The sequence below is a fragment of the Marinobacter sp. MIT932201 genome (assembly GCF_047123295.1).
Lineage (GTDB): Bacteria > Pseudomonadota > Gammaproteobacteria > Pseudomonadales > Oleiphilaceae > Marinobacter > Marinobacter salsuginis.
Genome location: NZ_CP138917.1, coordinates 3,708,685 through 3,735,254 on the forward strand (window position 1 = coordinate 3,708,685; position 26,570 = coordinate 3,735,254).

The 26,570-nt window shown below is 58.6% G+C and carries 22 protein-coding genes and 1 tRNA gene; 6 read left to right on the forward strand and 17 right to left on the reverse strand.

Features of this window, described 5'->3' with window-relative positions; all coding sequences use genetic code 11:
• The first annotated feature begins 2 nt into the window (after positions 1 to 2).
• The 5 genes from livG to SIC15_RS17110 all read left to right on the forward strand — a co-directional run bounded on the left by livG (position 3) and on the right by SIC15_RS17110 (position 4,975).
• Positions 3 to 758 carry a high-affinity branched-chain amino acid ABC transporter ATP-binding protein LivG gene (livG, locus tag SIC15_RS17090; RefSeq protein ID WP_069181901.1) on the forward strand — a complete coding sequence of 252 codons (756 nt, stop codon included), beginning with the start codon at positions 3 to 5 and terminating at the stop codon, positions 756 to 758.
• Positions 759 to 767: 9 nt separating this feature from the next.
• Positions 768 to 1,469 (forward strand): ABC transporter ATP-binding protein, encoded by a 702-nt coding sequence (locus SIC15_RS17095; protein WP_136631388.1) that lies wholly within the window; start codon positions 768 to 770, stop codon positions 1,467 to 1,469.
• 239 nt (positions 1,470 to 1,708) lie between these two features.
• A complete protein-coding gene (locus SIC15_RS17100; RefSeq protein WP_069181903.1) occupies positions 1,709 to 2,173 on the forward strand; it encodes a DUF3015 domain-containing protein in 465 nt (154 codons plus the stop codon).
• 88 nt (positions 2,174 to 2,261) lie between these two features.
• Positions 2,262 to 4,127 (forward strand): DUF4105 domain-containing protein, encoded by a 1,866-nt coding sequence (locus tag SIC15_RS17105; RefSeq protein WP_412536525.1) that lies wholly within the window; start codon positions 2,262 to 2,264, stop codon positions 4,125 to 4,127.
• Positions 4,097 to 4,975 carry an alpha/beta hydrolase gene (locus tag SIC15_RS17110; RefSeq protein ID WP_412536526.1) on the forward strand — a complete coding sequence of 293 codons (879 nt, stop codon included), beginning with the start codon at positions 4,097 to 4,099 and terminating at the stop codon, positions 4,973 to 4,975. Before SIC15_RS17105 ends, SIC15_RS17110 begins: the two co-directional genes overlap by 31 nt.
• A 249-nt stretch (positions 4,976 to 5,224) precedes the next feature.
• On the opposite strand, the gene pnp is transcribed toward SIC15_RS17110, so the two are convergent.
• From pnp to ftsH, 13 genes are all read right to left on the reverse strand, one after another.
• Complete coding sequence (pnp, locus tag SIC15_RS17115; RefSeq protein ID WP_227514458.1) at positions 5,225 to 7,339, reverse strand: polyribonucleotide nucleotidyltransferase; 2,115 nt, start codon at positions 7,337 to 7,339, stop codon at positions 5,225 to 5,227.
• Positions 7,340 to 7,697: 358 nt separating this feature from the next.
• Positions 7,698 to 7,967 (reverse strand): 30S ribosomal protein S15, encoded by a 270-nt coding sequence (gene rpsO / locus SIC15_RS17120; RefSeq protein ID WP_008171539.1) that lies wholly within the window; start codon positions 7,965 to 7,967, stop codon positions 7,698 to 7,700.
• Positions 7,968 to 8,045: 78 nt separating this feature from the next.
• Positions 8,046 to 8,987, reverse strand: coding sequence for a tRNA pseudouridine(55) synthase TruB (gene truB / locus SIC15_RS17125; RefSeq protein WP_412536527.1), 942 nt, complete (start codon positions 8,985 to 8,987; stop codon positions 8,046 to 8,048).
• On the reverse strand, positions 8,984 to 9,409 hold the full coding sequence (rbfA, locus tag SIC15_RS17130) for a 30S ribosome-binding factor RbfA (protein ID WP_069181908.1): 426 nt from the start codon (positions 9,407 to 9,409) through the stop codon (positions 8,984 to 8,986). Before rbfA ends, truB begins: the two co-directional genes overlap by 4 nt.
• Positions 9,410 to 9,434: 25 nt before the next feature.
• The gene (gene infB, locus SIC15_RS17135; RefSeq protein ID WP_222465377.1) at positions 9,435 to 11,984 is read right to left on the reverse strand and encodes a translation initiation factor IF-2; all 2,550 of its coding nucleotides are present in this window, start codon (positions 11,982 to 11,984) and stop codon (positions 9,435 to 9,437) included.
• An 18-nt stretch (positions 11,985 to 12,002) separates the two neighbouring features.
• Positions 12,003 to 13,496 carry a transcription termination factor NusA gene (gene nusA, locus SIC15_RS17140; RefSeq protein ID WP_136630326.1) on the reverse strand — a complete coding sequence of 498 codons (1,494 nt, stop codon included), beginning with the start codon at positions 13,494 to 13,496 and terminating at the stop codon, positions 12,003 to 12,005.
• A 55-nt stretch (positions 13,497 to 13,551) separates the two neighbouring features.
• On the reverse strand, positions 13,552 to 14,013 hold the full coding sequence (gene rimP / locus SIC15_RS17145; RefSeq protein ID WP_064230003.1) for a ribosome maturation factor RimP: 462 nt from the start codon (positions 14,011 to 14,013) through the stop codon (positions 13,552 to 13,554).
• 320 nt (positions 14,014 to 14,333) lie between these two features.
• Positions 14,334 to 14,418, reverse strand: a tRNA-Leu gene (locus SIC15_RS17150).
• 7 nt (positions 14,419 to 14,425) lie between these two features.
• Entirely contained in the window at positions 14,426 to 14,806 is a 381-nt protein-coding gene (secG, locus tag SIC15_RS17155) for a preprotein translocase subunit SecG (protein WP_412536528.1), read from the reverse strand.
• Positions 14,807 to 14,830: 24 nt separating this feature from the next.
• Positions 14,831 to 15,589 carry a triose-phosphate isomerase gene (gene tpiA / locus SIC15_RS17160; RefSeq protein ID WP_412536529.1) on the reverse strand — a complete coding sequence of 253 codons (759 nt, stop codon included), beginning with the start codon at positions 15,587 to 15,589 and terminating at the stop codon, positions 14,831 to 14,833.
• 75 nt (positions 15,590 to 15,664) lie between these two features.
• Positions 15,665 to 17,008 (reverse strand): phosphoglucosamine mutase, encoded by a 1,344-nt coding sequence (gene glmM, locus SIC15_RS17165; RefSeq protein WP_412536530.1) that lies wholly within the window; start codon positions 17,006 to 17,008, stop codon positions 15,665 to 15,667.
• Positions 17,008 to 17,838, reverse strand: a complete 831-nt coding sequence (folP, locus tag SIC15_RS17170; protein ID WP_412536531.1) for a dihydropteroate synthase — start codon at positions 17,836 to 17,838, stop codon at positions 17,008 to 17,010. The genes glmM and folP overlap by 1 nt, the downstream gene beginning before the upstream one ends.
• 92 nt (positions 17,839 to 17,930) lie before the next feature.
• Positions 17,931 to 19,874 carry an ATP-dependent zinc metalloprotease FtsH gene (gene ftsH, locus SIC15_RS17175; protein ID WP_194839041.1) on the reverse strand — a complete coding sequence of 648 codons (1,944 nt, stop codon included), beginning with the start codon at positions 19,872 to 19,874 and terminating at the stop codon, positions 17,931 to 17,933.
• A gap of 389 nt (positions 19,875 to 20,263) precedes the next feature.
• On the opposite strand from ftsH, the gene yhbY reads away from it, so the two are divergent.
• The gene (yhbY, locus tag SIC15_RS17180; protein WP_069181917.1) at positions 20,264 to 20,575 is read left to right on the forward strand and encodes a ribosome assembly RNA-binding protein YhbY; all 312 of its coding nucleotides are present in this window, start codon (positions 20,264 to 20,266) and stop codon (positions 20,573 to 20,575) included.
• Positions 20,576 to 20,652: 77 nt separating this feature from the next.
• Here the strand turns inward: yhbY and greA are convergent, their stop codons facing one another.
• The 4 genes from greA to dapB form a co-directional block, all read right to left on the reverse strand.
• On the reverse strand, positions 20,653 to 21,132 hold the full coding sequence (gene greA, locus SIC15_RS17185; protein WP_082905172.1) for a transcription elongation factor GreA: 480 nt from the start codon (positions 21,130 to 21,132) through the stop codon (positions 20,653 to 20,655).
• Positions 21,133 to 21,136: 4 nt separating this feature from the next.
• Entirely contained in the window at positions 21,137 to 24,355 is a 3,219-nt protein-coding gene (carB, locus tag SIC15_RS17190) for a carbamoyl-phosphate synthase large subunit (RefSeq protein ID WP_069181918.1), read from the reverse strand.
• 80 nt (positions 24,356 to 24,435) lie between these two features.
• A complete protein-coding gene (carA, locus tag SIC15_RS17195; protein ID WP_412536532.1) occupies positions 24,436 to 25,566 on the reverse strand; it encodes a glutamine-hydrolyzing carbamoyl-phosphate synthase small subunit in 1,131 nt (376 codons plus the stop codon).
• Between the two features lie 194 nt (positions 25,567 to 25,760).
• Complete coding sequence (gene dapB / locus SIC15_RS17200) at positions 25,761 to 26,561, reverse strand: 4-hydroxy-tetrahydrodipicolinate reductase (protein WP_412536533.1); 801 nt, start codon at positions 26,559 to 26,561, stop codon at positions 25,761 to 25,763.
• Positions 26,562 to 26,570: the final 9 nt, after the last annotated feature.

Genomic DNA, 26,570 nt, shown 5'->3' on the forward strand with positions numbered 1-26,570 from the left:
CGATGCTTGAAGTACAGAATCTGTCCATGCGCTTCGGCGGCCTGCTGGCGGTAGACGAAGTGTCTCTGGACGTCCAGGAACACGAGATTGTGTCCATCATCGGCCCCAACGGGGCCGGAAAAACCACCGTTTTCAACTGCATGAGCGGCTTTTACAAGCCGACTGGCGGCAAGATCCTGTTCGAGGGGAAGGAGGTACAGGGCAAGCCTGACTACAAGATCTCCCGACTTGGGATGGTGCGCACCTTCCAGCATGTTCGGCTGTTTAGCCAGATGACCGTGGTGGAAAACCTGCTGGTGGCGCAACACCGCCACCTCAACACCAACCTGATTTCCGGTTTGATCAAAACCCCCAGTTATCGGGCAAAAGAGCAGAAATCCCTGGATCGGGCCGCCTACTGGCTGGATCGGGTAGGCCTGTTGGACCTGGCCAACCGGGAAGCCGGAAACCTGGCCTATGGCCAGCAACGGCGCCTGGAGATTGCCCGCTGCATGGTAACCGAGCCCAAGCTGTTGATGCTCGACGAGCCGGCAGCCGGTCTCAACCCGGCGGAAACCAAGGAACTCAATCAGCTGATCGTCAGCCTGAAAGAGGACTACAACGTTTCCGTGGTGCTGATTGAGCACGACATGAGCCTGGTAATGGATATTTCCGATCGCATCAACGTCATCAACCAGGGGCGCCCCCTGGCCAGTGGCACGCCGGAAGAAATCCGCCAGAACGACGACGTGATCAAAGCCTATCTGGGCGAGGCCTGAGGTAAACACATGCTAGTACTAGAAGATGTCCATACCCATTACGGCAAGATCGAGGCCTTGCACGGCGTGTCTGTCGAGGTCAAAAAGGGTGAGATCGTCTCGCTGATCGGCGCCAACGGCGCGGGCAAGACTACCCTGCTGATGACCGTTTGCGGGAACCCCCAGGCCAGCTCCGGTCGCATTTTCCTGGAGGGCCGTGAGATCACCCGCGAACCCACCGCCCAGATCATGCGCTCCGGCATTGCCATCGTTCCCGAAGGACGGCGGATATTCTCAGGCCTCACCGTTGAGGAAAACCTCCATATGGGCGGTTTTTTCAACACCAAGGCGGAAATCCGCAAGAGTATCGATCACGTCTATGAGCTCTTTCCGCGTCTTCAGGAGCGGGAACATCAGCGTGCCGGCACCATGTCCGGCGGTGAGCAGCAAATGCTCGCCATCGGGCGGGCCCTGATGAGCAAGCCGCGCATGATCATCCTGGACGAGCCCTCCCTGGGCCTGGCACCGCTGGTGATCAAGCAGATTTTCGAGATCATCGGCCAGCTTCGCGAGGAAGGCATCACCGTCTTCCTGGTCGAGCAGAATGCCCACCAGGCGCTGAATCTGGCTGACCGGGGCTACGTGTTGGAAACCGGCAAGATTCGCCTGCACGACACAGGCAAGAATCTGCTGGAAAACCCGGATGTCCAGAACGCCTATCTGGGCGGTTGATTCAAACTCTCCAAAAGCTGCCTGGAACCGGTGCGTGGCGACATGCACCGGTTTTTTTTGGGCCAAATCAAATACTCACCAATCTTTAAACTTGCGTTGGCTGGATATCAACTATACTCAGACCAACGGTCAACCTGTCTCCACAAGACCAGTCAGGGCCGTTTTCGCAATGCTGCTCCACGCTTGGGGCAGCATTGTGTATTGCGACGACAGCTTTAAACCACAGAAAGGAGTGGATAATGAAAAAACTGATCGCAGGTGCAATTCTTCTTGGTGCTTCCTCCATGGCCTTTGCCCAACCGGGTTGTGGTGTAGGCGCCATGATCTGGAAAGGACAGTCCGGTATTGCCCCCCACGTACTGGCTGCAACCACCAACGGAACCTTTGGTAACCAGACCTTCGGTATGACCACAGGCACCCTTGGCTGCCAGACCAACCAGTCTGTTCAGTCCATGGCTATGTACATGGACAGCAACATCGACAAGGTTGCCCGTGACATGTCCCGCGGTTCCGGTGAAAACCTCGATACCCTTGCGGTATTGCTGGGCGTGGACGAAGCTGACCGTGACACCTTCCGCAAGGTGCTGCAGGACAACTTTGCCACCATCTTCCCGAGCTCTGACACCACCTCCGGCGAAGCGGTCGATGCCATCGTCGCGCTGCTGGAGAAAAACGAGTCACTCAGCAAATACGTAGCAGCCTGATCCAGGCTCGCTGAAGGGACGCGCTCTTGCGCCAGGGACGGCGCATCGCTCCACTCTCTACCGTTCAACCCCGGATGCAGCACATTCCATGGGCAACATGCTTCGCATTGGGCCAGCCCTGATCTGGCTCGCAGTCAGCCTGCCAACCCAGGCCGATACCCCTGCAGATACATCCGAGCTCCATCTCGATCCTGCCTGGCTCACACTGATCCATTACCAGCCCGACACCTTCGGCGATGGCTACACCAGCCAGGCCGACGACCCGGCCTTTTTTCTCAGCGAAGACGGCAAGCACTCGCCAAAGTCAGAGCTGCAGGCCACTCTGGAGGCAATACAGAAGCCCGGCGAGGGCGATGACCACGCACGCTGCCAGTTTCCGGCAAGAACCACCTGGCTGCAGCAAGAGCTGAATCTGGCGCTGCCCGAAGTCAGCTGCCCCGGATATCAGGAATGGTCGGAGACACTCAACACTGAAACCGTGACCCTGGTGTTCGCCGCCTCCTACCTGAACAGTCCGTCTTCCATGTTCGGTCACACATTCCTGCGCCTGGACCCGCCCCAGGACGACGAGGAAACCAATCTGCTGCTGGCCAACACGATTTCCTACGCGGCGGATGCTGCCGCTCACGACAGTGAACTGCTGTTCGCCTACAAGGGTATTTTTGGCGGCTATCCCGGAATAACCACCGTCCAGCCCTACTACGAAAAAATACGGCTGTACTCGGATATCGAGCATCGGGACCTGTGGGAGTACAAACTGAACCTCACCCAGGACGAAGTGGACCTGATGATCGCCCACGCCTGGGAAATCAGGGATCGTAACTTTGACTACTATTTCTTCGACGAGAACTGTGCCTACCGCCTGCTCGCACTGATAGACATTGCGCGCCCCGGCACAGACCTTCTGGGCGAAGTAAGCACTCACGCCATTCCCTCGGACACCGTCCGCTGGGTAGTGGACAAGGACCTGGTCAGCGATGTGTATTACCGGCCGTCAGCCGCCACCTCCGTGGCCTACAGCCTCTCCACCCTGCCCGACGATCACCAGACCCTCGCGGCGGCCATTGCCAACGGTTATGTAGACGCCGATGCCAATGAGGTGAGCTCGCTGCCAGCCGAACAGCGAGCCCATATACTGGACGCCACCTACGATTATGTTCGCTATAAAAGCGAGGCCGACGGCTGGCCCCGGGAAATTGCGGCGCCACTCTCCCATGACCTCTTGAGAGAACGCAGCCAAATCAATGACGTTGCCCCACCAGAGGAACCGCCCGAGCCGGTTGTGAGGGACGACGAGGGCCACAACACCTTCCGCATGAGCCTCGGGGCAGGCCAACTGGAACACAGGGAGTTCACTCAACTGACCCTGCGTCCGGCCTACCACGACGTTCTCGATCCTCCAGCCGGCTACCGCACCGGCGCCCAGCTCCAGTTCCTCCGCCTCGACGCACGCCTGTATACCGACAACAACGAGCTGCAACTGGAACAGCTCACCGGCGTGGAAATCCGCTCGTTGAGCCCGCGGAACGCGTTTTTCTCGCCACTGTCATGGCAGGTCGGGTTTGGTGGCCGCCGCACTGACACTGGCAACGACCGGGTTCTTACACCCTATCTCGAAGGCGGGGCAGGCGGCAGCTGGAGCCTTGGGCATCAGACCCAGGCGTTTGCCATCGCTACCGCCGACCTGGAAATCGACGACGACCTGCGCCGAGGCTACGATGCTGCCCCGGGCGCTGACATCGGCCTGCTCCATCAGAACAACCAGTTCAGCCTGCTAGCCGGTGCCAAAACCAAGGCCTGGATCGTCAGCAGCCAGCACCGCCAGGACCAGCTCTACGCCAAAGCCAACTGGCACATCGGCCGCGAGTTCAGTCTGTTTGCCGAGTTCACCCGGGAAGACCACTACGACAGGTACCAGAGCACATGGCACGCCGGAATCCACGCGTATTTCTAAACGCCACCACGGCCCGGTTAAGCGGGCTGTTGGTTGCCCTTCTGCTGTTATCCGGTTGCAGCAGCGTCTTTTTCTACCCGGACCGGGTCACCTACATCACCCCGGACCGGCTGAACCTCGAATACGAAGGCATCTACCTCGACACGGCCGACGGCGAAACCCTCCACGGTTGGTGGCTGCCCGCAGAAGGCCCTGGGAAGAACGCCAGGGGCACGGTCTACTTCCTCCACGGCAATGCCCAGAATATCAGCAGCCACATCCTGAACGTGGCCTGGCTGCCTGAGAAGGGCTACAACGTCTTCACCATCGACTACCGGGGCTACGGCCAGTCGACCGGCGCCCCGGACATCGAAGGCGCCCTGCACGACGTGGAAACCGGCCTGCGTTGGTTGGCTGAGAAGCCCGAGGTAAATGACCGGCCTCTGTACATCCTGGGCCAGAGCCTTGGCGGTGGGCTGGGAATCGCACTGGCAAGTGAGTGGACCCAGAGGAAGGAACAGCCCCGGCTGGATGGTGTCATCCTGGACGGTACCTTCTCCGGCTTTCGTAAGATCGCCCGGGAGAAATTGGGTGGATTCTGGCTCACCTGGCCACTTCAGATTCCACTGAGCTGGACCATTCCGGACGACTATGAGGGGGTAGATCACATTCCCAGGATCAGCCCGGTTCCCGTTATGGTAATCCACAGCGTTCGGGACGGAATTATTCCGTTCCATCATGGCGAAGCACTGTATGAAGCTGCGGAGCAGCCCAGGGAGTTTTTGCAGACGGATACGCCTCACGGGGCGACGTTTGTTATTCCCGGGTACCGGAGGGAAATGATTCGGTTTATGGAAGGTGGAGAATAGAGTTCTGGTTTTGTCGGATTACGCCTTTGGTTAATCCGACCTACGGCGTTTACCTGTGATGCACGGGCGGGTGTTGGGTTTCCCTTTTCAAAAGTGTTGAGGGCCAAGGACGGCCCGAAACAAGCGCACATGGATGTGCTCGTAGCGTCTTTTGAAAAGGGAAACCCAACAGCCGCTTGCTCCAAGCCAAGCAAATAAAAAACCCGCCGATCCAGAGGAAAGGCGGGTTTTTATTAAGCCCGAAAACGATCAGGCAGAGAAATCGGTCGGCTGATCGCCTTCCTTGATTTCCTTCATGGACAGCTTCACGCGACCACGGTTGTCCACATCCAGCACCTTCACCAGAACTTCCTGACCTTCGCTCAGCTCGTCAGTCACGTTCTCGATGCGGCGATCAGAGATCTGGGAAATGTGCACCAGACCATCCTTGCCAGGAAGGATGTTAACAAAGGCACCGAAGTCCACAATGCGCTCAACGCGGCCCTTATAGATAGCACCCACTTCGATCTCGGCCGTGATTTCCTTGACCCGGTTCACCGCCGCCTGGGCAGCTTCCTGGTTGTCGGCGTAGATCTTCACGTTGCCGTCATCATCCAGATCGATGGAAGCACCGGTCTCGTCACAGATCGCACGGATAGTAGAGCCGCCCTTACCGATAACGTCGCGGATCTTCTCCGGGTTGATCTTGATGGTGGTGATGCTCGGAGCGCGGGCAGACAGCTCGGCACGCGGGGTAGCGATAACCTTGTTCATCTCGCCAAGGATGTGCAGACGCGCTGCGTGAGCCTGCTCAAGCGCGATCTCCATGATCTCATCAGTGATGCCGTTGATCTTGATATCCATCTGCAGGGCAGTGACGCCCTCCTGGGTACCGGCAACCTTGAAGTCCATGTCACCCAGGTGATCCTCGTCACCCAGAATGTCGGTCAGAACCGCGAACTTGTCGCCTTCCTTGACCAGGCCCATGGCAATACCGGCAACCGGCGCCTTGATGGGTACGCCCGCGTCCATCAGTGCCAGGCTGGAACCACAGACCGAGGCCATGGAGCTGGAACCGTTGGACTCGGTGATCTCGGAAACCGCACGGATGGCGTACGGGAATTCTTCCAGGGTCGGCATGACCGCCAGAACACCACGCTTGGCCAGACGACCGTGACCCACTTCGCGACGGCCCGGCGAACCGACACGTCCAGCCTCACCTACGGAATAAGGAGGGAAGTTGTAGTGGAACAGGAACGGATCCTTGCGCTCACCTTCCAGAGCATCGATGATCTGCACATCGCGGGAAGTACCCAGCGTGGTGGTCACGATGGCCTGGGTCTCGCCACGGGTAAACAGGGCGGAACCGTGAACGCTGGGCAGAACGCCCACTTCAATTTCGATCGGGCGAACAGTCTTGTTGTCGCGACCGTCGATCCGGGGCTTGCCATCGATAACCTGCTGGCGAACCACGCTCTTCTCGATCTTGCCGAAGTACTTTTTGACTTCGTCTTCGGAAGGCTGGCCTTCCTCTTCACCGGCCAGTTTTTCAACTGCAGCGGCTTTCACCTCGCCCAGACGCTCATAGCGGGCCATCTTGTCACGGATACCGTAGGCTTCCTCAATGGCACCGGCGAACTCGGCCTTGATGGCATTCAGCAGCTCGGTGTTTTCCGGCTCCGGCTGCCAGTCCCAACGGGGCTTGCCAATCTCAGCAGCGAATTCCTTGATAGCGGCAACCGCTGTCTGCATTTCCTGGTGGCCATAGAGCACACCGCCCAGCATCTGGTCTTCGGTCAGGCCCTTGGCTTCGGACTCAACCATCAGCACCGCGTCTTCCGTACCGGCTACGACCATGTCCAGCAGGGAGGTTTCCAGCTCTTCGAAGGTCGGGTTCAGGAAGTAACCGCGCTCGTTGGTGTAACCCACGCGGGATGCGCCGATGGGACCATCGAACGGAATACCTGAAATGGCCAGGGCCGCAGACGCAGCCAGCATCGCGGCAATATCCGGATCCTGGTTCTTGCTGGAGGACATGACCGTGGTGATGACCTGGACTTCGTTCATGAAGCCGTTCGGGAACAGCGGACGAATCGGACGGTCGATCAGGCGGGAAGTCAGGGTTTCCTTCTCGGAAGGACGACCTTCGCGCTTGAAGAAACCACCCGGGATTTTGCCCACGGCGTAGGTCTTCTCGAAGTAGTTTACGGTCAGCGGGAAGAACGGCTGGCCTGGCTTGGCTTCTTTGGCGCCGACAACGGTACCGAGCACGGAAATGTCATCCACGGTTACCAATACAGAACCGGTTGCCTGACGAGCAATACGGCCGGTTTCCAGAGTGACGGTCTTGCCGCCCAGCTCAAATGATTTCTTGAAAGGTTTCAGATCCACAAAAAACTCCTGGTCTATCTGGTCCAGATTGATTCGTTCCGAGCGCCCCTGCGCTCGAAACCATAGTCCTGCAGATGATGTGCTGTGGTCTGAAGAGCAACCCGTCTGAAAGCTAACAGGCTGTTGCAAAACCCCGGTCTGGGAGGCGGCAGTTCCAGAGGCCGCCGGGCCCGGGTTTTTCAACAACCTGCTATCAATTTCGGCTTTCCATTACGACAGGGAATCCTTCGAACACACAGACAATCCAACTGCAGCGGGAGAAAAACACAACCAGCAGACCCCACAAAGGGCCTGCTGGTCGACGGCTGCCACCGAACAAGCCGGCGCAGCCCTCAGGTCGTAGAGACCCGGATTAGCGACGCAGACCCAGACGCTGGATGAGTTCCAGGTAACGGTCGGCGTTCTTGCGCTTGAGGTAGTCCAGCAGCTTACGACGCTGGTTAACCATCCGGATCAGGCCACGGCGGGAATGGTGATCCTGCTTGTTGGCCTTGAAGTGATCCTGCAGCTTGTTAATGTTGGCGCTCAGCAGAGCTACCTGAACCTCAGGGGAACCGGTATCGCCATCACCTTGCTGAAAATCCTTAACGATCTGTGCTTTCTCGTTGGCAGAAAGTGCCATAACTCACCTCATTGTTTGCGATGCTTTCGAATACGGCCGAACCGCGCATCTCTACAGCCCGGCTAAACAGCGGCGCGTCTAACGCTTTCCGCTATTCTTCACCAGTCGGCGCGGGACCAGATTGGTCTGCTCGCCTTCCGGGAATGCTTCTGCCAGCCCCACAAAGCTTTCGTTTGCGCTCTCGTTTGCATAGAGACGCACGAAGCCTTCGTAAGCCTGACCCGGTATTCTAACCGGTTGTCCGTTCAAGATCGATACCAGCGCCTGCCCCGCCAGACGGTGCTCGGGGAACATCGACAGAGCGGCATCCGGTGCCAACAGGAGACCATCGAGGCTCTCACCCCGTTCGCGCATCGCCTCGAGATCACTGACGGCATGGGCATTGGCCAGGGTAAACCCTGACGCCATGGTGCGGCGCAATGCAGTCACATGGGCACCGCAACCGAGAGCTTCACCGATATCCTCAACCAGTGAGCGAATGTACGTACCCTTGGTGCAGCTGACCGCGATATCCAGTTCGTTCTCACGAATGTCCAGCAGCGTCAGTTCGTAGATGGTCACCGGTCTTGCCGGACGCTCAACCTCGATACCCTCGCGGGCATATTCGTAGAGTGGACGCCCCTTGTGTTTGAGCGCCGAATACATGGAGGGAACTTGCTGGATATCACCCCGGAAGCCATCCAGTACCGGCTCAAGCAAGTCTGCGGTCAGACCGTCTGGCACAGGCTTTTCGGCAACGACAGCGCCCTCGCTGTCACCGGTTTCGGTTCGGATCCCGAGCCGGGCAGTGGCAATGTAGGCCTTGTCGCTGTCGAGCATCATCTGGGAGAACTTGGTGGCCTCACCGAAGCATAGCGGCAGAACGCCGGTCGCCAGGGGGTCAAGGGCGCCGGTATGGCCGGCCTTGGCCGCCCCGAACAGGCGCTTGACCTGCTGCAGAATGCCGTTGGAGGTCACACCCTGCCGCTTGTCGATAACCAGAATACCGTTGACGTCACGGCCTTTGCGTCTGCGGCTCAAGCGTTACGCTCCGGATCATCCTGGTCGTCCTCTTCATTCCGTTGCACGGCCGGCTTGTCGCCAACTGCTTCGCGAATGAGGCTGTCCATCTTGCGGCTGTAGCCCTGCAGCGTGTCGAAGTGGAACCGCAGCTGGGGTACGACCCTCAGCTTCATCGCGCGACCTACCTGGCCCCGCAAAAAGCCCGAGGCCTTGTTCAGCACCGCAATCGATTCCTTGACCTCCGGAGACTCCTCCGTCAGTTCCTCGGTGGAAAGCAGGGACACATAAATATCGGCGTAGCCAAGGTCACGACTGACCTTGACCGCGTTTACCGTGACCATGCCCACCCGCGGGTCTTTGACCTCCCGCTGGATGAGCTGGGCCAGTTCCCGTTGCATCTGATCGCCGATGCGATCAATACGACTGAACTCTCTTGGCATCAGGTTTCCTTCAAAATCGGGCGCATCAGGCGCCGGTGGACTCAAGCTTGCGCTCGACCCGGACGCGATCGAAGACCTCGATCTGGTCGCCGACTTTTACGTCGTAACCCTTAACGCCAATACCGCATTCCATGCCGTTACGGACTTCAGGCACGTCGTCCTTGAAGCGGCGCAGGGATTCCAGCTCGCCTTCAAAGATAACCACGTTGTCCCGCAGAACCCGGATCGGCTTGTTACGGTAAACGGTACCTTCAGTAACCATACAGCCGGCCACCTGACCGAACTTCGGCGAACGGAACACGTCACGGACATCGGCAATACCAACGATGTCTTCGCGGAATTCCGGAGCCAGCATACCGGTCAGAGCTGCTTTCACATCATCAATCAGGTTGTAGATGATGCTGTAGTAGCGCAGATCCAGACCTTCCTGCTCGACCAGGCGCTTGGAAGCACTGTCGGCACGCACGTTGAAGCCGAAGATAACCGCGTTGGTTGCCATGGCCAGGCTGACGTCGGTCTCGGCAATGCCACCCACACCGGACGATACGATCTTCACCTGGACCTCGTCGTTACCGAGATCCTGCAGGGCCTTGGTGATGGCTTCCAGAGAACCACGAACGTCGGTCTTGAGCACCACATTGAGGGTTTTGACCTCGTCTTTGCCCATGTTCTCGAACAGGTTCTCGAGTTTGGCCGCCTGCTGACGCTGCAGACGCTGCTCCCGCTCGCGGCTCTGGCGGAATTCAGCCAGCTCTTTGGCCTTCTTCTCGTCGGCAACGGCGAAGAACTCGTCACCGGCATCCGGTGTACCGTTCAAACCAAGGATCTCGACCGGAATCGACGGGCCTGCTTCCTTGACCTGCTTGCCAGCTTCATCGGTCATCGCCCGGACCTTACCGAAGTAGGAGCCGGCCACAACCATGTCGCCCTGACGCAGGGTACCGTTCTGAACCAGTACGGTTGCCACGGAACCACGTCCACGCTCGAGACTGGATTCAACAACCACACCCTTGGCAGGCGCATCAGTGGCTGCCTCAAGTTCCAGTACTTCCGCCTGGAGCAACAGTGCTTCAAGCAGGTCTTCGATACCCTCACCGGTGTGCGCGGAAACTGGCACGAACTGGACATCACCGCCCCAGTCTTCCGGAATCACTTCCATACCGGCCAGTTCGGTCTTGACGCGATCGGGATCGGCTTCTTCCTTGTCCATCTTGTTGATGGCGACGACGATCGGAACGCCGGCAGAGCGCGCGTGATCAACCGCTTCCTTGGTCTGGGGCATGACACCATCATCGGCAGCAACCACCAGAACCACGATGTCAGTACACTGCGCACCGCGGGCACGCATGGCAGTAAAGGCCGCGTGGCCCGGGGTATCCAGGAAGGACACCATGCCGTGATCGGTTTCCACGTGATAGGCACCGATGTGCTGGGTAATGCCACCAGACTCCCCGGAGGCCACCTTGGTACGGCGGATGTAGTCCAGCAGGGAGGTCTTACCGTGGTCAACGTGACCCATTACGCTCACAACCGGAGCGCGCTTGGTTTTTTCGCCACCTTCGAAGGAGAACTCGCTCAGAACCTCTTCCTCGAACGCGTCTTCACTGACCGTCTTGGCTTTATGGCCCAGCTCCTCGGTCACCAGAACCGCAGTTTCCTGGTCCAATGCCTGGTTGATGGTGGCCATGACGCCCATGCCCATCAGGGTCTTGATGACATCCGCCGACTTGACCGCCATACGCTGGGCAAGGTCACCGACAGAAATCGTTTCTGGAATCTCTACTTCTCTGACCATTGGTTTGGTCGGCCTCTCGAAGCCGTGACGCTTCTCTTTGGGTTTCTTTTTCGCACGCAGCGGCTTACGCAGCGTGGTCTCTTCCTCGTCCTCGGAGATAACCAGCGGCTCTTCCACCGGGCGGCTGCGAGGACCACGATGGCCAGCCTGCTTCTTCTTAGGCTTGCCCTCTTCAATCTCGTCGCCACGCTCGCGAACTTTCTCTTTCTTTTTCTTCGGCTTGCGATCCTTGCCTTCGCCCTCGGGCGGCGGCATCGGCATGTCTTCCGGAGCGGGAACCGGCTCGGGCTCAGGCTCTGGCTCTTTCTTCGGCTCTGGTTTTTCTGCCTGTTCCGGCTGCTCGGATGTTGCTGCCTCGGCCGGCTTCTCTGCCTCAGGCTGCGGCGCCTGCTCGGCTGCTACCTTTGGCGCTTCTTCAACCGGTGGTTGCTCCGGCTGCTGCTCTGCTACCGGCTCTTCCGGTTTCGGTGCTTCAGCCTCAGGCTGCAATTCAGCCCGTTTGATGTAGGTACGGCGCTTGCGAACCTCAACATTGACGGTCTTTGCCTTGCCGGCCTTGAGCGTGGTGGTGGTCTTACGCTTAAGGGTGATCTTGCGCGGTTCGGCGTCTGCCTCACCGTGAGTTTTTCTCAAATAGGCCAGCAACTGCTGCTTCTCATCGCTGGAGACAGAATCATTCTCGGAGCGGGCTTTCAGGCCAGCCTCCACAATCTGCTTCAGCAAACGATCCACGGGAGCGCCTACATCTTCGGCCAGTTGTTTTACCGTTACTTCAGCCATACTGGTCCTCCTCCCGAATTAGGCCTGGTCTTCAAACCAGGGGGCACGCGCGGTCATGATAAGCTGACCAGCACGCTCTTCATCCATACCTTCAATCTCGAGCAAGTCGTCTACCGACTGCTCTGCCAGATCTTCCATGGTGCGCACACCCATGCCGGCCAGTTTAAAGGCCAGGCTACGGTCCATGCCGTCCATTCCCAGAAGATCTTCTGCCGGCTCGGCACCCTCGAGCGCTTCCTCGCTTGCCAGGGCCTGGTTCAGCAGAACGTCCTTGGCACGACGGCGCAGCTCGGTGACGGTCTCTTCGTCAAAGCCTTCGATCGCCAGCATCTCTTCCATTGGCACATAGGCCACCTCTTCAATGGAGGTAAACCCTTCCTCGATCAGCACACCGGCAAATTCTTCATCAACGTCCAGATTGCCAGTGAAATGCTCGACAAGCCGGCTGTATTCCTGCTCCTGACGCTCACCGGCTTCTTCCTCGGTCATCACGTTCAGGGTCCAGCCTGTCAGGTCCGTGGCCAGGCGAACGTTCTGTCCGTTCCGGCCGATTGCCTGCGCCAGGTTGTCCTCCGCCACAGCCACTTCCATGGTGTGCCGGTCTTCATCCATAACGATGGACGCAACTTCTGCCGGCGCCATGGCATTGATTACCAGTTGGGCCGGGTTGTCGTCCCACAGCACGATATCAACACGCTCACCGCCCAGCTCATTGGACACTGCCTGAACCCGGGAGCCTCGCATACCAACGCAGGCACCAACGGGATCGATACGCCGATCGTTGGTCTTCACCGCAATCTTGGCCCGGGAACCGGGGTCACGGGCGGCACCACGGATCTCGATCAGCTCTTCAGCAATCTCCGGCACTTCAATGCGGAACAGTTCGATCAGCATCTGCGGAGAGGTGCGGCTCAGAATCAGCTGAGGGCCGCGATGATCGGTGCGAATTTCCAGCAGCAGGGAGCGCACACGGTCGCCCATGCGGAACGTCTCGCGCGGGATCAGGTATTCACGGGGCAACAGCGCCTCTGCGTTGGCACCCAGATCAACAATGACATTGTCCCGGGTCACCTTCTTTACAGTACCCGAAACCAGCTCACCAACGCGGTCGCGGTAGCTGTCCACGATTTTGGTGCGCTCTGCCTCACGAACCTTCTGGAAGATAATCTGCTTGGCGGCCTGGGCTCCGATGCGGCCAAAGGCTTCAGACTCGATCTTCTCCTCGTGGATATCACCGGGCTTCAGGGCCGGGTCGATCTCTTCGGCTTCCTGCAGGGTAAGCTCAGTGCCAAGCGCAGGAACGGCATCGTTATCGACCACGAGCCAACGGCGGAAGGTTTCGTATTCGCCGGTTTTCCGGTCGATTGCTACGCGGATATCCGCCTCTTCGTCTTCAAAGCGCTTTTTGGCAGCGGTGGCCAGTGCCAGCTCGATCGCCTCGAAAATCACATCCTTCTCGACACCTTTCTCGTTCGAGACGGATTCAACCACCAGCAAGATCTCTTTACTCATTGGATTGCCCTGCCCTTTAAATCAACTGTGCGTCCACGGACTTCGTTCAGTTTGTTCATTCAAATACCGGCACGATGTGGGCTTTTTCAATGCTGTCGAATGGCAGCAGGTATTCGTGATCATCAACGACCACAACCACATCATCACCTTCCACGCCTTTGATCAGCCCCTGAAACTTCCGGCGACCTTCAAACGCCATCCGGAGACGAATCTGAACCTGGTGACCAACAAAGGCCTCGTATTGCTCAAGACGAAACAGCGGGCGATCCATCCCCGGGGATGAGACCTCAAGCGTGTATTCGGTCTGGATGGGATCTTCCACATCCATCACACCGCTGATCTGACGACTGACTTTTTCGCAGTCGTCGATGCCGATGCCGTTCTCGGCATCGTCAATAAACACCCGTAACAGGGAATGATGGCCCTGCGAGCGGAATTCAATGCCCCAGAACTCATACCCCAGACCTTCCACGACGGGCTGAAGAATGTCTTCCAGTTGCTTAAGCTTGGCTGACAAGTTGTGCCTTCTCCGTTATCAATTTACCGGCCCCAAAAACAAAAAAAGGGCTGTTTTATCAGCCCTTTTTATGCACCAGGGCCCGTTGCGCCAGGCCCCTTAATCAAAAAGCCCCGAACAATGGGGCCTTTTGTTGCAAGAACTCGCAGGAAACAAACCGGTGTACCATTTCCTGCTGACAGACACCTGGCCTGCCAGAAACCCGCCAGCACCACGCGGCAGGTCCCAATATCCGCCGGAGTATAGAGACGCCGGACAGACTGGTCAAGGACTGACCAAAAAAAACGGCCTGGAAACTCCAAGCCGTTTTTCTTCTAATATGGTGCCCGGGGCCGGACTCGAACCGGCACGGCTTTCGCCACTACCCCCTCAAGATAGCGTGTCTACCAGTTTCACCACCCGGGCAACATTCTTACTCGAGCTCAGGGAGATCAGACTCCCCACCCTCGGCTTCGCTGGCTGCGGATTCGCCGTTATCGGCAGCGGTGTCAGCCGGGGCGGAACTGCTGGATTCCTGAACAACAGGAATACCCGCTTCCCCTGCCACTTCGGCACGCTGCTTGGCAAAAATCGCCAGCGAGAAACTTGTTACAAAAAATACCACTGCGAGCAGGGTCGTAAAGCGGGTCAGAAAGCTGCCGCTGCCCTGGCTACCAAAAACCGTCTGGGAAGCACCACCACCAAAGGCAGCACCAGCGTCGGCGCCTTTGCCCTGCTGGATCAGCACCAGACCCACCAGCGCCACCGCGATAACCACGTGCACAACGACTACCAGTGTTTCTACCCAATCCATAACGACTCTCGCGAACCTTTAAATTCAGGTACTCGCCGGAACACTCCGACAAATACTCACAAAATCTTCTGCTACAAGCGACGCTCCGCCAATTAAACCGCCGTCAATATCCGGCTCGGCAAAAAGAGCGGCTGCATTATCCGCTTTTACGCTGCCCCCGTAAAGCAGGGATATCTCATTCGCCGGCGCGCCCATCTCTGAAAGCACCTGTCGGAGCGACGCATGCATTGCCTGAGCATCTTGCGCCGTCGCGGTTTTGCCTGTGCCAATTGCCCAGACCGGCTCGTAAGCAACAATCACGCGTTGCCACTGATCTTTTGCAACGCCTGCCAGCCCGGCCTTCACCTGAGAAGCGACCACAGACTCGGCTTTTCCCGCCTCGCGCTCTTCCAGAGTCTCACCGACACAGAGCACTGCATGAAGCCCGGCGGCGATGACCCGGCCAACCTTTTCTGCGACCACATCGTCTGACTCACCAAAGAGCTGACGACGCTCGGAGTGCCCGATCAGGGCATACTGACAACCCTGATCCACCGCCATTTCCGCAGAAATCTCGCCGGTGTAGGCACCGGAACTCCACTGCCCCACGTTCTGAACGCCAACCGACAGACTACCACCTGCGTTCGCGACCACGTCTCCGACATAAATTGCGGGAGGAATAATAACAACCTCGACGCCATTATCAAGAGAGGCCGCCTGGGATTGCACATCGCTTACCAGCGTCTGCGCCAGGCCTTTCGACCCGTTCATTTTCCAGTTTCCGGCTACGATCTTTCGACGCATAACAGTTCCCGAACGTGAGGGAGGGCGAACTATACAGCACTCCCTCCCGGCAGACAACCGCCTGAAAACACAAAATTAAGCGGTGGATTTCTCCACGACTTTCGCCAACTCCTCGACCACTCGCAAAATTTCGTTTGCATCCTGGCCTTCCGCCATCACCCTGATCAGCGGTTCGGTTCCGGAGGCCCTGAGCAGAATTCGGCCGGAGCCGCCCAACTCTGTTTCGAATTTACGAACCGCAGCTACGATATCGTCACGACTGAACGGATCGAAACGCTGTTCTACCCGGACATTGATCATTTTCTGGGGCAGTTTGCTCATACCCTGGCGCAGCTCGGAAAGCGTTTTCCCGGACTTCCAGACAGAGAGCAGAACCTGCAGCGCCGAAACGATACCGTCGCCGGTGCTGGTGCAGTCGCGGATAACCATGTGGCCAGAGCCCTCGCCACCCAAAACCCAGTTGTTCGCCAGCAGCCGCTCCATCACGTAACGATCGCCAACTTTCGCGCGCTCGAATTCGATTCCGATTTCATTCAGCGCAAGCTCAACGCCCAGGTTGGTCATCAGCGTACCCACGACGCCGCCTTTAAGGCGATCTTCCGCAAACCGCTGGGAGGCAATGACGTAGAGCAGCTCATCGCCGTCCACTTCAGAGCCGTCACGGTCCACCATCAAAACCCGGTCGCCATCGCCATCGAACGCAATGCCCAGGTCAGCGCGTTTCTCGACCACTGCGGCTTTGAGTGCGTCCAGATGCGTGGAGCCGACGTTCAGATTGATGTTAAGCCCATCCGGATCAGCGCCAATCACCGACACTTTGGCGCCAAGCTCACGAAACACCTTGGGCGCCACGTGGTAGGTGGCACCATGGGCACAATCCAGCACGATGCTCATCCCGTCGAGGGTAAACTCGTTGGGCACGGTGCTCTTGCAGAATTCCACATAACGGCCGGGGGCATCATCCACTCGGGAGGCCTTGCCCAGCTCGGTTGGCCCGCAGACTTCAATGGGCTTATCCAGCCAGCGCTCAATCTCTGCCTCCAGGGCGTCATCAAGCTTGGTACCGGCCGCCGAGAAGAACTTGATACCGTTATCATGATGTGGGTTGTGGGAGGCACTGATTACGATACCCGCCGAGGCACGGAAAGTGCGGGTCAGATAGGCAATGGCGGGCGTCGGCATCGGGCCGAGAAGCTTTACATCGACGCCTGCAGCCGCAAGGCCGGCTTCCAGGGCGGACTCGAACATGTAACCGGAAAGCCGGGTATCCTTGCCGATCAGCACGCTGTTGCGCTGACCATCCCGCTTGAAGGCCTGGCCGGCGGCCCAACCCAGTTTGAGCATGAATTCCGGCGTTATCGGAAACTCACCCACGCGTCCGCGAATACCGTCCGTACCAAAGTACTTTCTCTCGGACATTAACCTGCCTCCTTCACTGCCGCCACCACACGGACGGCGTCTACTGTTTCCCTTACATCGTGCACGCGAATAATGCTCGCACCCTTCATGGCCGCTATTGTCGCGGCCGCAACGCTTGCAGGCAACCTTTCGTTCACGTCCCGGCCGGTGATATGCCCCAGCATGGACTTCCTGGAAACGCCAACCAGTAACGGATGCCCAAGGATATGCATCTGCTCAAGACAGGCAAGCAGCTGCAGATTGTGCTCAAGGCTCTTGCCGAAACCGAAGCCGGGATCGAGAAGGATATTTTCGGGGCGAATACCGGCAAGCTCTGCAACACGCAAACGCTCCGTGAGAAAGGCACTCACCTCGCGCCGCACGTTACGGTATTCGGGGCGATCCTGCATGGTATCCGGCTCCCCCTGGATATGCATGATGCAAACGGGGATACTCGCCTGTGCAGCAACTTCCGGAGCACCGTCACGCTGAAGCGCGCGAACATCATTAATAAGCCCGGCGCCGAGGTTTGCTGTCTCGGCCATGACTTCCGGTGCACTGGTGTCTACCGAAATCACCGCATCCAGCTCCCGGGCAGCGGCTTCCACCACCGGGCATACCCGATCCAGCTCCTCCTGGACGGAGACCGGCGTCGCTCCCGGCCTCGTGGATTCGCCGCCGATATCGATGAAAGTGGCGCCATCAGCAACCATCTGCCTTGCTCTGGCGAGGGCCGCATCAGGCCGGTTGAATTGCCCGCCATCGGAAAACGAATCCGGTGTTACATTCAAGATGCCCATCACATGGCAGCGGGACATATCCAGTTCCCGGCCGGCAAAATTCATTTTCATGGCAAACCTTTTTTCAATGACAAAAACAAACGCCGCCCGGAATCCGGGCGGCGCAGGGAATTACACTATTTCTAACCGGAAGCCACTGACTGTCAGTGCTCTCCAGCCGGTCGACCAACACCGGGATGACGGCCGTCATCCGAGGACTTCGGCTCCGGCGCCGCTTCGGGCTCATCGGCCTTCACGCCTCCAGTGGGGCCACTACCATCCCAACCTTTGGGCGGACGCGGTTCGCGACCTTCCATGATGTCGTCGATCTGGTAACGGTCGATAGTCTCGTATTTCATCAAGGCTTCGGCCATCAGATCGAGCTTTTCCCGGTTGTCGATCAGGATCTGCTTGGCTTTCTCGTAGCAGCTGTCGATGATATTCCGGACTTCCTCATCAATGCGCTGGGCCGTCTCCGGCGAATACACCGTCTGGGACTGGCCCGCAGAGCGGCCGAGGAAAGGCTCTTCACTGTCGGTGTCGTACTGCAAAGGCCCAAGCTTTTCGGACAGACCCCAGCGAGTCACCATGTTCCGCGCCAGGCTGGTCGCCCGCTCAATGTCGTTGGACGCACCGGTGGTAACGCCGTCAAAGCCGAGTGTCAGCTCTTCCGCGATACGACCACCGAACAAGCTGCAGATGGAGCTGATCAGGAAGCGCTTGCTGTGGCTGTACTTGTCCTCTTCGGGGAGGAACATGGTGACACCCAGAGCACGACCGCGAGGGATAATACTCACCTTATAGACCGGATCGTGTTCCGGCATCAACCGGCCGACAATCGCGTGCCCGGACTCGTGATACGCCGTGTTGCGCTTTTCCTTCTCGCTCATCACCATGGACTTGCGCTCGGCGCCCATCATGATTTTGTCTTTGGCGAGTTCGAATTCTTCCATGGACACCAGACGCTGGTTGCGACGGGCCGCAAACAGAGCTGCCTCGTTCACCAGGTTGGCGAGATCCGCACCGGAAAATCCTGGCGTGCCACGAGCAATCAGAACGGGCTCCACGCCATCCGCCAGGGGCACCTTCTTCATGTGCACCTTCAGAATCTGCTCACGGCCAATAATATCCGGCAAACCGACCACCACCTGGCGGTCAAAACGACCCGGACGCAACAGCGCAGGGTCAAGAACATCCGGACGGTTGGTTGCAGCAATGACGATAACGCCTTCGTTACCCTCAAAACCGTCCATCTCAACCAGCAACTGGTTCAGGGTCTGCTCACGCTCGTCGTGACCACCGCCCATGCCGGCACCACGATGGCGGCCGACGGCGTCGATCTCGTCGATAAAGATAATGCACGGGCTCTGCTTCTTCGCCTGCTCGAACATGTCGCGAACCCGGGACGCACCCACACCCACGAACATCTCGACAAAATCGGAGCCCGAGATGGAGAAGAACGGCACCTTGGCCTCGCCGGCAATGGCCTTGGCAAGCAGGGTCTTACCCGTACCAGGCTGGCCGACCATCAGAACGCCCTTCGGAATGCTGCCACCGAGGCGCTGGAACTTGCTCGGATCCCGGAGGAAGTCCACCAGCTCTTTCACGTCTTCCTTGGCCTCATCAACACCGGCCACGTCCGCGAAGGTGGTCTTGATCTGGTCTTCGCTCATCAGGCGCGCCTTGCTCTTGCCGAACGACATGGGGCCTTTGCCGCCACCGCCGCCCTGCATCTGGCGCATGAAGAACACAAACAGTGCGATGATGATCAGTATCGGGAATGCAGCCACCAGCAGCTGAGTCCACAGACTCTGGCGCTCAGGCTCCTTACCAATGACCTCGACGTTGTTTGCGAGCAGATCGTCCATCAGCTTGTTGTCAGACACCTGAGGACGGATTGTCTGGAACTGGGAGCCGTCACCACGGGTACCCTGAACCTGCAACCCATCAATTGTGACCTGACGGACCTGGCCTTGCTGGACCATCTCCACAAACTGGGAATAGTTGACTTGTTGGCCGGTGGTGGTGGGAGAGAAATTCTGAAACACCATCAGCAGCACGGCGGCTATGATTAGCCAGAGAACCAGATTTTTTGCCATATCGTTCAAGGATCATCACCTGTGAATTGAAGGGAATACCTTTCGCAAAGCACCCTTTTCCGACACCTTACACCAATTGTACGCCCGTCCACCAGAAACGGCCCATCCGTATCGGCCACAAACCACGCACAACTCTCTTCGATGAAAAGTACCCTTTAACTCTCATATTGGGTGCCATATCTGAAATTACAACAGTAACCCCGGATATGGCTCAGTTCGTTCGAGCATTTTGACCCGTCGCCCCCGGGTTGGTTCCTTCAGCCTGCAGCAACCACGTTGGTACGTGTTAACGGCCATTTTTACAGCAAGGCGATCTGGTACAATTCGCCAATTATACGTTTGAGTCAGCACTTTCGCCGCTGACCTTTTGTTAATTGCACCGATAAAGAGATTACATCATGAGTCTGTCACCGGAACAGCGCCGGGAATACCGGGCCATTGCCCACAACCTCAAGCCCGTCATCATCGTAGGCGACAAAGGCCTGTCCGAAGGACTCCAGGAAGAACTGGAGCGCGCACTGAACGATCACGAGCTGATCAAGATCAAGGTGGCCAGCCAGGATCGTGAAGCGAGGCAGGAAGCTATTACGGCCCTGTGCGAGTCCTCCGGCGCCGAGTTGGTCCAGACCATCGGAAAGATCGCCGTTATTTTGCGTCGGGCCAAGCAGCCCAACCCCAAGCTTTCCAACCTGTTGCGCCACAAGCACTGACCTGACGCCAGGGGAAGCAGGAACAAAAAAGCCGGCTGGGGAAACCCGAGCCGGCTTTTTGTTACCTGCAGATCGGATCAGACGTATTCGACCTGCTCGATCTCGTATTCCACGGTACCGGAAGGCACGCGAATGGCAACCACATCGCCTTCGCTCTTGCCCACCAGCGCCCGGGCAATGGGAGAAGAGATCGACAGCTTACCCGCCTTGATATCCGCCTCATCCTCACCAACGATCTTGTAGGTTACCTGCTCGTCGGTGTCCATGTTCAGCAGATGCACCGTGGTACCGAAGATCACCTTGCCAGTGTTCTCCATGGTGGTCACGTCGATAACCTGAGCAGCTGAGAGCTTGCCTTCGATTTCCTGAATCCGGCCTTCAATAAAGCTCTGTTGCTCTCGGGCAGCGTGGTATTCGGCGTTCTCTTTCAGGTCGCCGTGTTCACGGGCATCGGCAATCGCCGCAATAACCCGCGGACGGTCCTCGGACTTCAGCTTCTGAAGCTCCTCGCGGAGGCGGGTTTCGCCCGCCTTTGTCATCGGTACTCTGTCAGCCATAGTCTCACTTTCCTGCGTGAAGATCCTGGAGGCGGCGTACAGTGCGCTCCGGGCCAAACTTGATGGCCCGGCAGAAGGCTTCGCCGCCCGCCAGTGTTGTTGTGTAGGTCACCTTGGTCTGCAAGGCCGACTGGCGGATCTGCGCTGAGTCGGAAATAGCCTTACGACCTTCAGTGGTATTGATGATCAGCTGAACCTGACCGTTCTTGATGGCATCCACAATATGCGGACGCCCCTCACGGACCTTGTTCACCCGATCCACCTCGATTCCGGCCTCTTTCAGGGCCTTGGCGGTGCCGGTGGTGGCAATCAGCTTGAATCCGGCTTCCACCAGATCCCGCGCCACCTTGGCGGCGCCCGGCTTGTCCACATCCCGTACAGACATGAAGGCGGTGCCTTTGGCAGGCAGACGCTCGCCCACCGCCAGCGCGGCCTTGGCAAAGGCCTCGTCAAAGCTGTCACCCAGGCCCATGACCTCACCGGTCGACTTCATCTCCGGCCCCAGGATCGGATCCACCGCCGGGAACTTGTTGAACGGGAACACCGATTCTTTCACCGCGTAGTAACGCGGAATAATTTCCTGGGTGAAGCCCAGTTCGGCCAGGGTCTTGCCGGCCATTACCCGGGCGGCGACTTTGGCCAGGGACACACCGATGGCCTTGGAGACGAACGGCACGGTCCGGGAGGCTCGCGGGTTTACCTCGATCACGTAGATCTCGCCATCCTGCCAGGCCAGCTGCACGTTCATCAGGCCGATCACATCCAGCTCGATGGCCATCTTCTTGACCGCATCGCGCATCTCGTCCTGAACCTGCTGGGACAGGGTGTACGGCGGCAGTGAACAGGCGGAATCGCCGGAGTGCACGCCGGCCTGCTCGATGTGCTGCATGATGCCGCCAATCACCACATCCTTACCGTCGGAGATGGCGTCAATGTCCACCTCGATGGCGGCGTTCAGGAAGTGGTCCAGCAGTACGGGGCTGTCGTTGGAGACCAGCACCGCGTTGCGCATGTAGCGCACCAGCTCTTCCTCGTCATAGACGATTTCCATGGCCCGACCGCCCAGCACGTAGGACGGGCGAACCACCAGCGGGTAACCGATTTCCCGGGCCGCCAGAATGCCTTCCTCGTGACTGCGCACGGTGGCGTTCTCCGGCTGCTTCAGCCCCAGGCGCTGGATCATCTGCTGGAACCGTTCCCGGTCCTCGGCGCGGTCGATGGCGTCCGGGCTGGTGCCGATGATGGGTACGCCGGCCGCTTCCAGGCCACGGGCCAGTTTCAGCGGGGTCTGGCCGCCGTACTGGACAATCACGCCCTTGGGCTTCTCGACGTGAATGATTTCCAGCACGTCTTCCAGGGTGATCGGCTCGAAGTACAACCGGTCGGAGGTGTCGTAGTCAGTGGACACGGTCTCCGGGTTGCAGTTGATCATGATGGTTTCGTAGCCGTCTTCACGCATGGCCAGGGCCGCGTGAACACAGCAGTAGTCAAACTCGATGCCCTGCCCGATCCGGTTGGGGCCGCCACCGATGACCACGATTTTCTCGCGGTCGCTGGCGTCGGCCTCGCACTCTTCCTCATAGGTGGAGTACATGTAGGCGGTGTCGGAGGCGAACTCGGCGGCGCAGGTATCCACGCGCTTGTACACCGGGCGGATGCCCAGGTCGTGTCGCAGTTTGCGCAGGCTTACCTCGGAGATGCCCAGCAGTTTGGCCAGGCGGGCGTCGGAGAAGCCCTTGCGCTTGAGGCGGAACAGGGTGGCCTGATCGATGTCGGCCTTGCCGGCGCTCTTAAGGGCCTGCTCTTCCTTGATCAGATCCTCGATCTGCACCAGGTACCAGGGGTCCACCTTGGTATGGGCGAACACGTCCTCGACACTCATGCCGGCCCGGAAGGCATCACCGATGTACCAGACGCGGTCGGCGCCGGGCACGTTCAGTTCCCGGGTCAGGGTTTCCCGGGCGTTTTCCGAGGTCAGCTCTTCCAGCTTTTCATCAAAGCCTTCGGAGCCCACTTCCAGGCCGCGCAGGGCTTTCTGCAGGGATTCCTGGAAGGTGCGGCCGATGGCCATGACCTCACCCACCGATTTCATCTGGGTGGTCAGGCGGGCGTCAGCCTGGGGGAATTTCTCGAAGGTGAACCGCGGGATCTTGGTGACCACGTAGTCGATGGACGGCTCGAACGAGGCCGGGGTGACGCCGCCGGTGATTTCGTTGCGCAGTTCGTCCAGGGTGTAGCCCACGGCCAGTTTGGCGGCGACCTTGGCGATCGGGAAGCCGGTGGCCTTGGAGGCCAGCGCCGAGGAACGGGACACCCGCGGGTTCATCTCGATCACGACCATACGGCCGGTGTCCGGGTTGATGCCGAACTGAACGTTGGAACCGCCGGTTTCCACACCGATCTCACGCAGGACCGCCAGGGAGGCGTTCCGCATGATCTGGTATTCCTTGTCGGTGAGGGTCTGGGCCGGGGCCACGGTGATGGAATCCCCGGTATGCACGCCCATAGCGTCGAAGTTCTCGATGGCGCAGACGATGATGCAGTTGTCGTTCTTGTCGCGAACAACTTCCATCTCGTACTCTTTCCAGCCGATCAGGGATTCGTCGATCAGCAGTTCGTTGGTGGGCGACAGGTCCAGACCGCGTGTACAGATTTCTTCGAATTCGTCGCGGTTGTACGCGATACCACCGCCGGAGCCGCCCATGGTGAAGGAGGGGCGGATGATGCACGGGAAGCCGATGTCGTCGGCCACTTTCCAGGCTTCTTCCATAGAATGGGCGATGGTGGCGCGGGGGCATTCCAGGCCAATCTTCTTCATGGCCTTGTCGAAGCGGTCCCGGTCTTCGGCCTTGTCGATGGTGTCGGCGTTGGCGCCGATCATTTCCACGCCGTGTTTTTCCAGGATGCCGTGGCGCTCCAGATCCAGGGCGCAGTTCAGTGCGGTCTGACCGCCCATGGTCGGCAGCAGCGCATCCGGCTGCTCCTTCTCGATGATCTTCTCGACAGTCTTCCAGGTGATCGGCTCAATGTAAGTGGCATCGGCCATGACCGGGTCGGTCATGATGGTGGCCGGGTTGGAGTTCACCAGGATGACCCGGTAGCCCTCTTCGCGCAGCGCCTTACAGGCCTGGGCTCCGGAGTAATCAAACTCGCACGCCTGCCCGATCACGATGGGGCCGGCGCCCAGGATCAGGATGCTTTGGATGTCGGTACGTTTTGGCATGTCTTGGTAAACCTGTCAGCAACTTTTGAATTCTTGCAGCGCTACATATGGCGCCCGTGAGCTTTCCGTGGCGATCGACCTCAGGCCGATCGCGCTTCCATCAGGCGGATAAACTCGTCAAACAGCGGGGCCACATCATGGGGACCGGGGCTGGCTTCCGGGTGCCCCTGGAAGCTGTAGGCCGGCTTGTCGGTCCGGCGGATGCCCTGCAGGGTACCGTCAAACAGGGACTTGTGAGTCGCCTCGACGTTGGCCGGCAGTGTTGCCTCATCCACGGCAAACCCGTGGTTCTGGCTCGTGATCATCACGGTACCCTTGTCGATATCCTGCACCGGATGGTTGGCGCCGTGGTGGCCATGGCCCATCTTCATGGTTTTCGCACCGCTGGCCAGGGCCAGCAGCTGGTGCCCCAGGCAAATGCCAAACACCGGGATCTCGGTTTCCAGGACTTCCTTGATGGCGGTGATGGCGTAATCGCAGGGCTCGGGGTCACCGGGGCCGTTGGAGAGGAAGATCCCGTCCGGATTCATCGCCAGCACTTCGGAGGCCGGGGTCTGGGCCGGAACCACGGTAATGTCACAGCCGCGGGAGGCGAGCATGCGCAGGATGTTGAGCTTTACACCATAATCCCAGGCAACCACTTTGAACCGGGATTCCTTACGTTCACCGTAGCCCTCGCCCAGGGACCACTCGGTCTCGCTCCAGGACCAGATCTTGTCGGAGGTAACTTCTTTCGCCAGATCCATGCCTTTCAGGCCGGGGAAGGCTTTGGCGAGCTCCAGCGCGCGCTCGGCGGTGGCGTTTTCTCCCGCCACGATGGCACCGTTCTGGGAACCTTTGTCCCGGAGGATGCGAGTAAGGCGACGGGTATCAATGTCAGCGATACCAACAATGTTGTTGCTTCGCAGGTAGTCGTCCAGGCTTCCCTTGCTGCGCCAGTTGCTGGCCAGCAGCGGCAGATCGCGAATAATCAGGCCGGCGGCCTGGATGCGGTCTGACTCGATGTCTTCTTCGTTCACACCGGTGTTACCAATGTGCGGGTAAGTCAGGGTTACGATCTGGCGGGAGTAGGACGGGTCGGTCAGGATTTCCTGGTAGCCGGTCATGGCGGTGTTGAACACCACTTCACCGCTGGTTTCTCCGTCGGCGCCAATGGCGCTGCCGTAGAACAGGCTTCCGTCTGCGAGTGCAAGGATTGCGGGTGTGCTCAAGGCTTGTATCCTCATCGAGTGGCGTATCGGTTCGTCACGAACAGGAACGCAAGCGCAAATTCAGGTTGCAAAAAAGCGAGACGGAGTCTTAACTCGGTCCCGCTTTTTCAGAAACTTTGTGCAAAGGTACGCTTGGTGCAGTCAAACCGCCTTATTGTAAAAAATATGGCGGTTTGTGTCCATGAGAAATGGACTCACTTCAGATCAAGCACATCCTGCATATCATAAAGCCCCGCCGACTTGTCCTTCAGCCACAATGCCGCCCGCATGGCGCCCTTGGCAAAAGTCATCCGGCTGCTGGCCTTGTGAGTCACTTCGATGCGCTCACCCTCGGTGGCGAACAGAACGGTGTGATCGCCCACCACGTCACCGGCACGAATGGTCTCGAAACCGATTTCCTTGCGGGTGCGCTCACCGGTAAAGCCTTCACGGCCATAGACGGCGCATTTTTTCAGGTCGCGACCCAGTGCGTCGGCGACAACTTCGCCCATGCGCAGGGCCGTTCCGGAGGGCGCGTCTTTCTTGTGACGGTGATGTGCTTCGATGATTTCCACATCGTAGTCGTCACCTAGGGTTGCCGCGGCGGTGCGCAGCAGGTTGAGGACTACGTTGACACCCACACTCATGTTCGGGGCGAACACCACTGGCGTTGCTTCGGCGGCCAGAGCCAGCTGCTGTTTTTCGGCGTCAGACATGCCGGTGGTACCAATGACGAGCATCTTGCCGTTGGCCTTGCAGAATTCAGCATTCTCCAGGGTCAGATCCGGAAAGGTGAAGTCGATGAGAACATCGAAATCGTCCTTCACATCGGCCAGGCTTCCGGCCATTTTCACGCCGGTTTTGCCAATACCGGTCATCTCGCCCGCATCGGCGCCGATCAGGCTGCTGCCCGGCTCGACGACCGCAGCGCCCAACTCAAGGCCTTCGGTGCCGTCAACGGCTTCGATCAGGACTTTTCCCATGCGCCCGGCGGCGCCGATGATTGCTACCCTCATGCTCGCGTT